This window comes from Streptomyces humi (assembly GCF_001005085.2).
Classification (GTDB): domain Bacteria; phylum Actinomycetota; class Actinomycetes; order Streptomycetales; family Streptomycetaceae; genus Streptomyces; species Streptomyces humi.
Genome location: NZ_LBMU02000017.1, coordinates 61,626 through 74,861, shown reverse-complemented (window position 1 = coordinate 74,861; position 13,236 = coordinate 61,626). Strand labels below are relative to the sequence as shown.

The 13,236-nt window shown below is 69.8% G+C and carries 11 protein-coding genes; 4 read left to right on the top strand and 7 right to left on the bottom strand.

The features are described 5' to 3' along the window. Positions 1-131: 131 nt before the first annotated feature. The 4 genes from AAW13_RS06800 to AAW13_RS06785 all read right to left on the bottom strand — a co-directional run bounded on the left by AAW13_RS06800 (position 132) and on the right by AAW13_RS06785 (position 3,717). The gene (locus tag AAW13_RS06800; protein ID WP_046730923.1) at positions 132-989 is read right to left on the bottom strand and encodes a class I SAM-dependent methyltransferase; all 858 of its coding nucleotides are present in this window, start codon (positions 987-989) and stop codon (positions 132-134) included. 80 nt (positions 990-1,069) lie between these two features. Further along, the gene (locus AAW13_RS06795; RefSeq protein ID WP_046730871.1) at positions 1,070-1,501 is read right to left on the bottom strand and encodes a VOC family protein; all 432 of its coding nucleotides are present in this window, start codon (positions 1,499-1,501) and stop codon (positions 1,070-1,072) included. Continuing rightward, entirely contained in the window at positions 1,498-1,998 is a 501-nt protein-coding gene (locus tag AAW13_RS06790) for a helix-turn-helix transcriptional regulator (protein ID WP_046730924.1), read from the bottom strand. The genes AAW13_RS06795 and AAW13_RS06790 overlap by 4 nt, the downstream gene beginning before the upstream one ends. Positions 1,999-2,100: 102 nt before the next feature. Next, complete coding sequence (locus AAW13_RS06785; protein WP_046730872.1) at positions 2,101-3,717, bottom strand: MDR family MFS transporter; 1,617 nt, start codon at positions 3,715-3,717, stop codon at positions 2,101-2,103. A 170-nt stretch (positions 3,718-3,887) separates the two neighbouring features. On the opposite strand from AAW13_RS06785, the gene AAW13_RS06780 reads away from it, so the two are divergent. Then, positions 3,888-4,487: a TetR/AcrR family transcriptional regulator gene (locus AAW13_RS06780; protein WP_046730873.1), complete on the top strand. Its 600-nt coding sequence runs from the start codon at positions 3,888-3,890 to the stop codon at positions 4,485-4,487. On the opposite strand, the gene AAW13_RS06775 is transcribed toward AAW13_RS06780, so the two are convergent. Then, positions 4,484-5,035, bottom strand: coding sequence for a M23 family metallopeptidase (locus AAW13_RS06775; protein WP_046730874.1), 552 nt, complete (start codon positions 5,033-5,035; stop codon positions 4,484-4,486). The two genes, AAW13_RS06780 and AAW13_RS06775, sit on opposite strands and share 4 nt — an antisense overlap. A 521-nt stretch (positions 5,036-5,556) precedes the next feature. Here AAW13_RS06775 and AAW13_RS06770 point away from each other — a divergent pair. Then, a complete protein-coding gene (locus AAW13_RS06770; RefSeq protein WP_046730875.1) occupies positions 5,557-6,159 on the top strand; it encodes an HAD family acid phosphatase in 603 nt (200 codons plus the stop codon). 47 nt (positions 6,160-6,206) lie between these two features. Then, the gene (locus AAW13_RS06765; RefSeq protein WP_046730876.1) at positions 6,207-9,257 is read left to right on the top strand and encodes an NACHT domain-containing protein; all 3,051 of its coding nucleotides are present in this window, start codon (positions 6,207-6,209) and stop codon (positions 9,255-9,257) included. 63 nt (positions 9,258-9,320) lie between these two features. On the opposite strand, the gene AAW13_RS06760 is transcribed toward AAW13_RS06765, so the two are convergent. Then, complete coding sequence (locus tag AAW13_RS06760) at positions 9,321-11,846, bottom strand: ATP-dependent Clp protease ATP-binding subunit (protein ID WP_046730877.1); 2,526 nt, start codon at positions 11,844-11,846, stop codon at positions 9,321-9,323. A 429-nt stretch (positions 11,847-12,275) separates the two neighbouring features. On the opposite strand from AAW13_RS06760, the gene AAW13_RS06750 reads away from it, so the two are divergent. Further along, positions 12,276-12,899 carry an SCO3374 family protein gene (locus tag AAW13_RS06750; protein WP_071659459.1) on the top strand — a complete coding sequence of 208 codons (624 nt, stop codon included), beginning with the start codon at positions 12,276-12,278 and terminating at the stop codon, positions 12,897-12,899. On the opposite strand, the gene AAW13_RS06745 is transcribed toward AAW13_RS06750, so the two are convergent. Further along, the gene (locus AAW13_RS06745; RefSeq protein WP_046730878.1) at positions 12,878-13,213 is read right to left on the bottom strand and encodes a histone-like nucleoid-structuring protein Lsr2; all 336 of its coding nucleotides are present in this window, start codon (positions 13,211-13,213) and stop codon (positions 12,878-12,880) included. The genes AAW13_RS06750 and AAW13_RS06745 overlap by 22 nt on opposite strands. Positions 13,214-13,236: the final 23 nt, after the last annotated feature.

Sequence of the window (13,236 nt, the reverse complement as noted above, 5' to 3'; positions counted from 1 at the left end):
CGCGGGGCCGTGGGGGCTGGTCGCGGGTCCATGGGGGCTGGCCGCGGGTCCATGGGGGCTGCCGCGGGGCCGTGGGGGCTGGTCGCGCAGTTCCCCGCGCCCCTTACGGGGCGCTCCACGGACCAGGTGTTTCAGGTGTGGGCCACCAGGATTTCCTCGCCTCGGGACGGGCGTAGGCCGTCGGCGCGGTCGGCGAACCAGCGGGCCGTCAGTTCCTCCGCCGGGACGTGCCGGGTCCGGCGGAAGCCGGCCGCGCGGGCCAGCTCGGCGATCCGCTCCGGCGCGTAGAAGCTGAGGAAGGGCGTGCCGGCGGCCCGTGCGCCCCGCTCGGCCACCCGCAGCTGCTCCCGCTGGTCCAGCTCGACGTCCTCGATCGGCCGCAGGAACGTCGTGACCAGCGTCGACCCCGGCGCGAGCCGCGCGACGCGCCGGAGGGTGGCGGCGAGGGCGTCCTCGGTGAGGTACATGGTGACCCCGGCGGACGCGACCACGGCCGGCCGCCCGGGATCGAATCCGGCGGCCACCAGCTGTCCCCACCAGTCCCCCTCGAAGTCCACCGGCACCAGCCGCAGCCAGCCGGGCACGCCGTACGCCAGCTCCGCCAGCCGCTCCCGCTTCCACTCCACCGCGCCGGCACGGTCGGCCTCGAAGACCCGCAGGCCCGCGGCCTCCGCGTCGGCCGCCCGGCGCTGCGCGAACGTGTCGAGCCCGGCGCCGAGGACGACGTACTGGTCCACCCCGCGCGCGGCCTCCGTCAGCACCAGGTCCTCCACGAACCGGGCCCGGGCCACGATGGACGCCCGGGTCCGCCGGGTGGCCGCGACGTCCATGTCCGGGCGCGCCCGCCAGTCGTCACCGGCACCGGACAGCCGTAGCCCCACCTCGTCCTCGATGACGTGCGGCGGTGCGTCGGCATGCAGGTGCAGCGCCCGCCACAGGGCGGTCCGGACGGCGGTGTGATCGGGTCCGGCCTCCACGACCGGCTCCATCGGCGGCTCCACGGCCTGCTCCACGACCGGCTCCGTGGGCGGCTCCACGACCGGCTCCGTGGGCGGCTCACTGGGCATGCTCAGAACTCCTTGGAGAAGTCGAGCTCTTCGCTGCGCTGGGTCAGCGAGTACCAGTTGCCGTTGTCGTCGCGGAAGATCGCCTCGATGCCGTACGGCCGTTCCTTGGGCTCCTGGACGAACTCGACGCCCCGGGCCCGGAACGTCTCGTAGTCGCCCCGGCAGTCGTCGGTGCGGAAGGCGCCCGCGCCGATGGCCCCCTTGGCGACCAGCCTGCGCAGCGCCTCGGCGGACTCGGCGTCGAGGCCCGGGCCGTCCACGCTCATCAGGGCGAGTTCGACGCCGGGCTGGTCCTTGGCGCCGACGGTGATCCAGCGCAGGTCGCCGATCGCGAGGTCGGCGCGGATCTCGAAGCCGAGCTTCTCGGTGAAAAAGGCCTTGGTGCGCTGCTGGTCGAAGGTCCACACGGTGCTGATGGCCAGGCCCTGGATCATGGCTGTGCTCTCCCGCTTCCCCGGCCTCTGCCGCCGGACGGCTGCTGTTCCTGTCCGTCACGGTAGGCAGCGGTCCGGTCGGCGCGCTTCTCGGGAATTGCGCTCCTGCCCGGGAACCCGCCGGCCCAGAGCAGGGCGTAGCAGCCGGGGATGAGGGAGGCGCCACGGCCGACGTGTGCGATCCGGTAGTCGGTGGGGCTGAGCCCGGTACGGGCCTTGAACGTCGCCGAGAAGCTGCCGAGGCTGCCGTAGCCGACCAGGTGGCAGATCTCGGTGACGGTGAGGTCGGCGGCGCGCAGCAGCTCCTCGGCCCGCTCGATCCTGCGGTGCGTCAGGTACCGGCCGGGCGTCTCGCCGTACGCCTCCCTGAAGGCGCGGACGAAGTGGTACCGCGAGTACCCGGCGTGTGCGGCGACCGCGTCGAGGTCCAGCTCCGGGTCGGCCCAGTCCCGGTCCATGGCGTCCTTGGCACGCCGCAGCTGACGCAGTCTGTCCATGAGGCCGATGGTGGCACGCGGCACTGACAACGCCGGAGGGCTGGGGAAACCAGCCATCCGGCGTGTGCCGAGCCACCTCCGAGCTACCTCTGAGCCACCTCGTCAGACCGCTTCGACCACCGGCATCGGCGCCGCCTCGCCGGCCTCGCCGGAGTCGCCGGCCTTCTGCGGCCCGCCCTTGAGCGGCACCTCCTTGACGAACACCGCCGCCACCAGCACCGCCACCGCGATCACGGCACCCAGCAGGAACGCCGAGTGCGTGCCGGCCGACACGGCGTGCTGGTACGCGTCGCGCACCGGGGCCGGCAGCTTCGCCAGGCTCGCCGCGTCCAGCGAGGCGGACTTCTCGGTGACCTTGGCCGCCATCGCACCGCCCCGCTCGGCCATGACGTGCTTGACCCGGTCGTTGAAGAGCGCGCCCATGACGGCGACACCGAAGGAGGAGCCGAGCGTACGGAACAGGGTGGTGGAGGAGGACGCGACGCCCATGTCCTTCATCTGCACGCTGTTCTGCGCGACCAGCATGGTGATCTGCATCAGGCAGCCCATGCCGAGGCCGACGACGGCCATGTACAGACCGGAGGTGAAACGGGTGGTGTCCGTGTCCATGGTGGACAGCAGGTACATGCCGACGGCCAGCAGCACACCGCCCACGAGGGGGAAGATCTTGTAGCGGCCGGTGTTGGTGGTGACCCGCCCTGCGACCATCGAGGTCACCAGCATCGCGCCGAGCATCGGGAGCAGCAGCAGCCCGGAGTTGGTCGCGGACGCGCCCTGCACGGACTGCTGGTACAGCGGCAGGAAGAGCGTGGCGCCGAACATCACGAAGCCCACGATGAAACCGATGATCGACATCAGCGTGAAGTTGCGGCTGCGGAAGATGTGCAGCGGCAGCACCGGCTCCGCGGCCTTGGTCTGCCAGAAGACGAACCCGACCAGCGCGGCGACACCGATGGCGATGAGTTCCATGATGCGCGCGGACGTCCAGGCGTACTCCGAGCCGCCCCAGGTGGTGACCAGGACGATCGAGGTGATGCCGAGGGTCAGCAGGCCGGCCCCGAGGTAGTCGATGCGGGCCTTGGTCCGCTTCCTGGGCAGGTGCAGCACGGCGCTGATGGCGACCAGCGCGACGACGCCGAGCGGCAGGTTGATGTAGAAGGCCCAGCGCCAGCCCCAGTTGTCGGTGATGGTGCCGCCGACCAGCGGGCCGCCGATCATGGCGAGCGCCATGACGCCGGCCATCATGCCCTGGTACTTGCCGCGCTCGCGGGGCGGGATCAGGTCACCGATGATCGCCATGACGCCGACCATCAGACCACCGGCGCCGAGCCCCTGAACGGCCCGGAACCCGATCAGCTCGCCCATGTTCTGGGCCATGCCGCTGAGCGCGGAGCCGATCAGGAAGATGACTATGGAGGTCATGAAGGCGCCCTTGCGCCCGTACATGTCGCCGAGCTTGCCCCAGATCGGGGTCGACGCGGCGGTCGCCAGGGTGTACCCGGTCACCACCCACGACAGGTGCTCGAGACCGCCCAGCTCGCCCACGATCGTCGGCATCGCGGTGCCCACGATCATGTTGTCGAGCATCGCGAGCATCATCGCGATCATGAGCGCGAGCAGTACGACCCGTACGCTCTTCGGCTGTTTCTCCGGCTGCTCCGCCGTTTCCGGTGCCCCCGGAGTCTCCTGGCCGGTGTCGGCCGCCTGGGTGTCCGCCATCTCTCCCACTCCCCCTGGCGACAGGTACTTACTTGCCGCCCGGCTAGTTCACTACACTGGGAAGGTAGACCTGTCACTAGCCGGGCGTCAAGTAAGTTTCCCGGGGGGGCGGTCAGCCGGACGACGGCGTCCGACGCGGCGATTTTCGCGGGAGTGCGAGGAGTAAGAGGATGGGCGTCACCATGGACGGCACCAAGCAGCAGCGGCGCGGCAACACCCGCCAGCGCATCCAGGACGTGGCCCTCGAACTCTTCGCCGAACAGGGCTACGAGAAGACCTCCCTGCGGGAGATCGCCGAGCGCCTCGACGTGACCAAGGCGGCCCTGTACTACCACTTCAAGACCAAGGAAGAGATCCTGGTCAGCGTCTTCGAGGACCTGACGCAGCCGATCGGCGACCTGATCGAGTGGGGCAAGGGCCAGCCGCACACGCTGGAGACGAAGCAGGAGATCCTCCGGCGCTACAGCAAGGCGCTCACCGACGCGGAGCCGCTGTTCCGGTTCATGCAGGAGAACCAGGCGACCGTTCGCGAACTGCGCATCGGCGACACCTTCAAGGACCGCATGCGCGGGCTGCGCGACATCCTCATGGACCCGGACGCACCGCTGACCGACCAGGTCCGCTGCGTGAGCGCGATGTTCACGCTGCACGCCGGCATGTTCGTGATGCAGGACATCGAAGGCGACCTCCAGAAGAAGCAGGAAGCCGTTCTGGAAGTCGCCCTCGACCTGGTGACCCAGGCCCACCAGGGGTCGGACCGGCCCGCTTAGACGGTCACGCCCTTGGCGCGCAGGAAGGCGACCGGGTCGACGGCGGAGCCGTAGTTCGGGGTGGTGCGGATCTCGAAGTGCAGGTGCGGGCCGGTGGAGTTGCCGGTGCTGCCGGACAGGGCTATGTGCTGACCGGTCTTCACGACCTGCCCGACCCGGACGTCGACCCGCGACAGGTGCGCGTACTGCGAGTACTGGCCGTTGGCGTGCTTGATGACGACGGCGTTGCCGTACGCGGGACCGTCACCGGCGCCGTTGCCGCCGGTCTTGACGACGGTGCCGCCGTGCGCGGCGACGACCTCGGTACCGGTCGGCACGGCGAAGTCCTGGCCGCTGTGCTTGGCGCTCCACAGGCTGCCGGACTGGGCGAAGCTGGCGGAGAGGGTGTACTTCTTCACCGGGTCGACCCAGGCGGCGGCGCTGGAGGTGGCCGCCGACGCGACCCCCGACCCCACGACTGCCGTCACTCCGACACCGGCGGCCAGCACGGCGGCACGCTTGCGGAGCGAGGACATACGGGGGGCACGGAGAGTGGCGCGCAGGGACATCGGAACCTCGTGGGGTAGACGACGGGGGTCCCACCGGCGCACCGGCGCTCTGGCCGGTCGCGCTCCGGGTGGGGCATCCCTTGGTAACCCGGAGACCGGTGCGCGCTCAAACGTCCCGGCTACGACTCCTCCTAGTATCCGGCGCCGGAATTGACCGTTTCTTGACAGACCGGCCGGGCCGGGAAACCGGGCCCCCACGTCGCCGCCCCTGCCGGACTGCCGGGCGAAGAATCCCCTTTACCCGCCCTATAGGTCCCACTATCTCCGCTAGTACCCGACATTTCGCCCGTGCGCTATGTCACCGACCGCCGGGATCCGCACCCGCGGAAATGTGACGGGCACTACTCCCGCCCGACCAGCGCCGTTCGCGGACCGCGTGAAGGCGGCCGGAAAGCCGGCGGCGCCTCATCGGCGCACACCTCTAGCCACCTACCCACCGGTAACCCTACGGTTCCCCTCGCGCCACCTGCCCCGCACATCATGCCCCTGACAGTCGTGGACGTGAGAGGACACCCCCACCGATGACCACAGGCACCTGGACCCGCCGCATATCCGTCACCGCCGTCGCCGTGGCCGCGCTCGCCGGGCTGGCCGCGCCGGCCGAGGCCGCGACGGAGAGCGCCTCCACCACGGTCGACTACGCGACCTGGCAGCAGGACTGCCAGTCCGTGATGGACCAGGCCCTGCCGTACCTGAAGAGCCGTATCGCCGCCGCGAAGCCGGGCGAGAAGCAGGCGATCGTCTTCGACATCGACAACACCACGCTGGAGACCGACTTCGGCTTCAGCTGGCCCCAGCCTGCCAACAAGCCGGTCCTGGACGTGGCCGAGTACGCCCAGGAGCACGGCGTCTCCCTGTTCTTCGTGACGGCCCGCCCGGGGATCCTCTACCTGCCCACCGAGTACAACCTCGAACACGACGGCTACGACGTCTCCGGCCTCTACGTCCGCGGTCTTTTCGACCTCTTCAAGGACGTCGCCGCCTACAAGACCGCCCAGCGCGTGGACATCGAGAACAAGGGCTACGACATCATCGCCAACATCGGCAACAGCGCCACCGACCTGTCGGGCGGCCACGCCGACCAGACCTTCAAACTGCCGGACTACGACGGCCAGCTGTCCTAGTCCGCCGCTAGGCTCCATCCGTTCGCGAAGACGCACGGGGGTGGCGGATGGAGCCGGCGGTACTGGGCGGCAAGCTGGCGTCGAGCCTGATGGGCCCGCTGCTGAAGAAGCTGTTCGTGGCGGACGGACCGGGCGCGGGGCTGGTCGACAAGCCGGTGCGGCTGAAGAACCTGGTGTCCTTCAAGGGCGAGAAGCGCGCACTGGTCGAGAAGGACGTGCACAAGCTCGCCGAGCACCTGATCCGGCAGGCGGTCGACTCGCCCGGTGAGCCGCCCTTCCGGGCCGGGGAGCAGATCGCGGTCGCCGACGCGCTGGCCCGCAGACTGCTCGCCCTCGGAAACCTGGACATGGACGACGTCCAGGCCGTACAGCTGGGCCACCGCGAACTGGCCGCGAAACTGGAGCACGCGGCACCCGCGCCCGACGGCCTCTCCTCCGACGCCGTCCTCTTCCTCGACTCCGCGACCGAATGGGCCTGCCTCCAGATCCTGGAGTTCTTCACCCGGCGGTCCACCTTCGTGGCGCGCACGCTGGTCGAACAGAGCCGCTCCCAGGCCGAACTGATCGCCAGGATCGACGAGCTGATCACCCGCGTCCCCCGGCCCGACGCCCGTGACGCGGCCTTCGAGCGCCGCTATCTCCCGTACGTCTCCGAACACCACAACCACATCACCATCTACGGCATCGACCTGCGCGACTGCCCCGACCGCTGGCCCCTGGAAGTGGCCTATCTGAGCCTGGAGGCGACGGCCGCCGAGAAACCAGCCGACCCGCCGGAGGCCGGACACCACACACCCGTCACCCTCCAACTGCCCGCCGAGGACGCCATGCACGGCCATGACCGGGTGCTGCTGCGCGGTGACGCGGGTTCCGGCAAGACCACGCTGGTCCAGTGGCTCGCGGTGACCACCGCGCGCACCGGCGGGCGCATCCCGTACGTCCTCCCCCTGCGCACCCTGATACGCGCGGGCGCGCTCCCCGCTCCGGGCGCCTTCCTGACCGCCGTCAGCTGCCCGCTCACGCCCCCCGAGGGCTGGACGGAACGCGTCCTGGCAGCCGGCCGGGGCCTGGTCCTGGTCGACGGCCTCGACGAGATCCCGGCGGCCGACCGCCACCGCACCCGCGACTGGCTGCTCGCCCTGATCCGCGCGTTCCCGGGCAACCGCTGGATGCTGACCTCACGCCCCACCGCCGTGCGCCCCGACTGGCTCGCCGCCGAGGGCTTCCGCGAGCTCACGCTGGCCCCCATGCGCCGCCCGGACGTCGCGACCTTCGTGGAGCGCTGGCACACGGCAGCCCAGGCCCCACAGTTCCTGGGCCCCCTCCTCGACTCCCTGCGCACCAAACGCGACCTGGCCCGCCTCGCCACCAATCCCCTGATGTGCGGCCTGATCTGCGCCCTGCACCGGGAGCGTCGCGGTTTCCTCCCCACCGGCCGCAAGGAGCTGTACGACGCCGCCCTCGCGATGCTGCTGGCCCGCCGCGACCGGGAGCGGGGCATGGGAGCGGTGGACGAGGTGGAGCTGAGCGAGGAGGTGCAGCTGGAGCTGCTGCAACGCCTCTCCTACGCGCTGGTGTTGAGCGGCCGTACCGAGATGGACCTGGAGACGGCCGAGGGCATCGTGGAGCGCTGCCTGCCGTCGCTGGCACTCGGCTCGGACGCGTCGACCGTCGTCCGCACCCTGTTGCTGCGCAGCGGACTGGTCCGCCAGCCGGCCGACGGCGTCCTGGACTTCGTGCACCGCACCTTCCAGGACTATCTGGGCGCGCGGTACGCGGTGGAGGAGGGCCACCTGGACGTCCTCGCGAGCCATGCGGCCGACACCCAGTGGGAGGACGTGATCCGCATGGCGGTGGCCCACGCCCGGCCCCGCGAACGCGCCGCGCTGCTCCGGCGGTTGCTGAGCCACGGCACCCCTCGGCTGACCCTGCTGGCGCTGGCCTGCCTGGAGCACGTGACGGCGCTGGACCCGGGGGTAAGGGCGGAGGTGGAACAGCGGGCGGCGGCGCTGATTCCGCCGCGCACGACGGACGACGCGAAGCTCCTCGCGGAGGCCGGGCCCCTCGTGCTGGAACTGCTGCCGGGGCCGGAGGGGCTGAGCGACGAGGAGGCCCGGGGAGTCACGGTCACGGCGTCGGTCCTGGGGGCGGAGGAACCGGCGGGAGCGGTGGGGGTGCTGCGGCGGTTCCGGGACCACCTGAACCTGGACGTGCGACGCCAACTCGTAGGCACCTGGGGGCGGTTCGAGACCGAGGAGTACGCGAGAGAGGTGCTGGACCACCTGAATCGCGAGGATCTCTCCCTCACCTGCGAGTCGGCCGGACAACTGAGGGCACTTGCCGGGATGCGGCCCTGGCAGCGCCTGGAATTCCGTGGTGAGCACCGGGGCGAGGAGATCGGGGCCGTGGTCCCGGCACCTGAGGCGGTGACCGCGCTCAAACTGAGGGACAACCCTCTGCTCTCCGACCTGAGTGTCCTCCTGCCGTTCGGTTCCCTCGACGCCCTCACGTTCTTCGAGTGCCCGGCCGCACACGGTCTGGCCGGCCTCGCGGAACTTCCTCTCACCTATCTCGACTGCGGGGAGATCGCGGATCTCACCGGTCTCGGATCGCTGCGCACCCTTGAATCTCTCTTCCTGCACAACCAGGAACTCCCCGGCGACAGCCTCACCGACGTGCTGCCACTCGACGCCCCGCTGCAATCCCTGCTCCTGGGCGGCACCAGCACGAATCGCACCGGCCTGCGCGGGCTACAGCACTGGACGAGTCTCAGGCAGCTCAGCCTCTCCCCGCTCACCTCGGCACTGACAGCCGCCGACTGGCGGGCCGTCGCCGAGCTCCCCCTGCTGGCCGGTATGACCTTCAACGCGAGGCTGATCAGGGACTCGCCGGACTTCATCGAGTCCATGCCCGAGTTGCCGGGAATCAGGGTTCTCTCCATCACCCCCCTGAACGGACACGAGGACCTCTCCACGTTGGCTTCCCGGCTACCGGGTCTTCAACGGGTGATCCTCCACGGCCTTGCCCACAAGAACCTCCCAGCCGACCGCTACACACCCGTCTTCCCGAACGCCGCCATCACCATGTACCAGATCTGAGAACGCGAAAAGGGCCGGTGCTCCGAAAAGCACCGGCCCCTCGCTCGGCGAACCCCCGAAGGGCTACGCCTCCTTGCTCAGGTTCGGGCCGGCTCCGCCGGCCGCCTGCTCGATCGGCGGGACGTCGGGGAGTGCCGACTTCTCCTCGCCGCGGAAGGTGAAGGTCGCGCTGTCGCCCTCGCCCTCCGTGTCGACGACCACGATGTGGCCGGGACGCAGCTCGCCGAAGAGGATCTTCTCCGAGAGCGTGTCCTCGACCTCGCGCTGGATCGTGCGACGCAGCGGACGCGCGCCCAGCACCGGGTCGTAGCCCTTCTTGGACAGCAGCTCCTTGGCGGACTGGGAGAGCTCGATGCCCATGTCCCGGTCCTTCAGGCGCTCGTCCACCTTGCTGATCATCAGGTCGACGATCCGCAGGATGTCCTCCTGCGTCAGCTGCGGGAAGACGACCACGTCGTCGACGCGGTTGAGGAACTCGGGCCGGAAGTGCTGCTTGAGCTCGTCCTGGACCTTGTTCTTCATGCGCTCGTAGTTGGTCTTCGTGTCACCCGAGGCCGCGAAGCCCAGGTTGAAGCCCTTGGAGATGTCCCGGGTGCCGAGGTTGGTCGTCATGATGATGACCGTGTTCTTGAAGTCCACGACCCGGCCCTGGGAGTCGGTCAGGCGACCGTCCTCCAGGATCTGAAGCAGGCTGTTGAAGATGTCCGGGTGGGCCTTCTCGACCTCGTCGAAGAGGACGACGGAGAACGGCTTGCGGCGGACCTTCTCGGTCAGCTGGCCGCCCTCTTCGTAGCCCACGTAGCCGGGGGGCGAACCGAAGAGACGCGACACCGTGTGCTTCTCGCTGAACTCCGACATGTCGAGGGAGATCAGCGCGTCCTCGTCACCGAAGAGGAACTCGGCGAGGGCCTTGGACAGCTCGGTCTTACCGACACCGGACGGGCCGGCGAAGATGAACGAGCCACCGGGGCGCTTCGGGTCCTTCAGACCGGCACGCGTACGGCGGATCGCCTTCGACAGCGCCTTGACGGCGTCGATCTGGCCGATGACCCGCTTGTGGAGCTCGTCCTCCATGCGCAGCAGGCGGGACGACTCCTCCTCCGTGAGCTTGAAGACCGGGATGCCGGTGGCCGTGGCGAGGACCTCGGCGATCAGCTCGCCGTCGACCTCGGCGACGACGTCCATGTCGCCGGCCTTCCACTCCTTCTCCCGCTTGGCCTTGGCGGCCAGGAGCTGCTTCTCCTTGTCGCGGAGGGAGGCGGCCTTCTCGAAGTCCTGCGAGTCGATCGCGGACTCCTTGTCCCGGCGGACGGCGGCGATCTTCTCGTCGAACTCGCGCAGGTCCGGCGGCGCGGTCATCCGGCGGATACGCATCCGGGAACCGGCCTCGTCGATCAGGTCGATCGCCTTGTCCGGCAGGAAGCGGTCCGAGATGTAGCGGTCGGCCAGGGTGGCCGCCTGGACCAGCGCCTCGTCCGTGATGGAGACCCGGTGGTGGGCCTCGTACCGGTCACGCAGACCCTTGAGGATCTCGATCGTGTGCGGCAGGGACGGCTCGGCGACCTGGATGGGCTGGAAGCGGCGCTCCAGGGCCGCGTCCTTCTCCAGGTGCTTGCGGTACTCGTCCAGGGTGGTGGCACCGATGGTCTGAAGCTCACCGCGGGCCAGCATCGGCTTCAGGATGGAGGCCGCGTCGATGGCGCCCTCGGCGGCACCCGCACCGACCAGCGTGTGGAGCTCGTCGATGAACAGGATGATGTCGCCGCGGGTGCGGATCTCCTTGAGCACCTTCTTCAGGCGCTCCTCGAAGTCACCGCGGTAGCGGGAGCCGGCGACCAGGGCGCCGAGGTCCAGGGTGTAGAGGTGCTTGTCCTTGAGGGTCTCGGGCACCTCGCCCTTGACGATGGCCTGGGCGAGGCCCTCGACGACGGCGGTCTTGCCGACGCCGGGCTCACCGATCAGGACCGGGTTGTTCTTGGTACGGCGGGACAGCACCTGCATGACCCGCTCGATCTCCTTCTCGCGCCCGATGACCGGGTCGAGCTTGGACTCACGAGCGGCCTGGGTGAGGTTCCGGCCGAACTGGTCGAGGACCAGGGACGTCGAGGGGGTGCCCTCGGCAGGGCCGCCGGCGGTGGCGGTCTCCTTGCCCTGGTAACCGGAGAGCAGCTGGATGACCTGCTGCCGCACCCGGTTGAGATCAGCGCCCAGCTTGACCAGGACCTGGGCGGCGACGCCCTCGCCCTCACGGATCAGGCCGAGCAGGATGTGCTCCGTGCCGATGTAGTTGTGGCCCAGCTGAAGGGCCTCGCGGAGCGACAGCTCCAGGACCTTCTTGGCACGGGGGGTGAAGGGGATGTGCCCGGACGGGGCCTGCTGGCCCTGGCCGATGATCTCCTCCACCTGCTGGCGGACCGCCTCGAGCGAAATCCCGAGGCTCTCAAGGGCCTTGGCGGCGACACCCTCACCCTCGTGGATCAGGCCCAGGAGGATGTGCTCGGTGCCGATGTAGTTGTGGTTGAGCATCCGGGCTTCTTCCTGAGCCAGGACGACAACCCGCCGCGCGCGGTCGGTGAACCTCTCGAACATCGTTAATCGCTCCTCAGAGCGGTCAGGCAGTGGGGGGAACTTCCCCTCCCTGTCCTTCCGCAGCTTAGTCCCGCAAGCGGGGACCGCTCATTCCAACTGCCGACACCGTCGATGGCCTCCTGACCCCGAACGCCGACATCTGCTCCAACCCGATGGTGCGAGACGATGTTCCCGCAGGCCAGGCAGTTACCCCTTCCGCCAGTACGCCCGTGGCGAACGTGAGACGGCCTCGCATGCGTGTCGCCCCCTCCCACTAGGGATGTCTTACCCGCTGCGACTGACAGTCCATGCCGTGAGCCCCTGGTCCCTCCGCTACGGGCGAACAACCTTGCGTCCCTCCGGACCCCCGCAGGCCGCGTTCTCCGGGACTCTGCGCGGTCGTACGCGCACTCAGCGTAACCCGAGCGGGTTTCCGGCGGTTGCAGGGGCATGGCTGGCACGGTTCCCCTGGCTGCTTCCACGGTCCCTCACCCCCGTCGTCCTCTCGATCCCGTACGGCACTGGTACGAGAACGATCTGGGGTGGGCGACAGTGCCCGCACCGCCCGGCGAGCCGCTGAGGCTGGTCACGGGCGTGCGTTTCGACGTGCTGGACATGCCGGCCGAGGCGGGCGCGAAGGCGCTCAGGCACCTGCTGCCGGGCTCTCCGGTGGCACTCAGGGGCGACCGGATGCGGCTGCTGGTGGCCGCGGGCAGCGCGGAGGAGCTGCCAGGGCTGCTGGACTGGCTGGAGTGGCGCGTGCCGGACCTCGACCTTCGGGCGCTGGGCGCCGGGGGCCGGACGGAGGCTCCGGCGCGGCCGGGACGGGCCGAGGGGACCTCGCGGGGGGAGGCGCAACCCGCGCAGGGGGCCGCCGTCTGGTTGCGGCCCCCCGAGCCGGGGCGCGAGGTCGAGGCCTCGCTGCCGACGCTGTCGGCCGTGGGGGGCGGTGGGGGCGCCCCCGATCTCGTACGACTGGTGGACACGGTGGCCACCGAGTGCCACCGCATCCGGCTGCGGCGCGCGGGCGCGGGCCGCGGGCCGGGGAACCGTCAGGCGTTGGCGTCCTCGTAGGCCTGCCGAATGGTCGCGGGAACACGGCCGCGGTCGTTGACCTCGTAGCCGTTCTCCTTGGCCCAGGCGCGAATCTGCGCGGTGTCCTGGCTGCCGCCGGAAGCCGCACGGGCCTTTCCGCGTCCGCCCGAGGCACGGCCACCGGTACGCCGGCCGCCCTTGACATAGGGGTCGAGAAGACCGCGCAGCTTGTCCGCATTGGCGGTCGTGAGGTCGATCTCGTAAGTCTTGCCGTCCAGCGCGAACGTCACGGTCTCGTCCGCCTCGCCGCCGTCGAGGTCGTCGACAAGAAGGACCTGAACCTTCTGTGCCACCGGATTTCCTTTCATCGAAAACT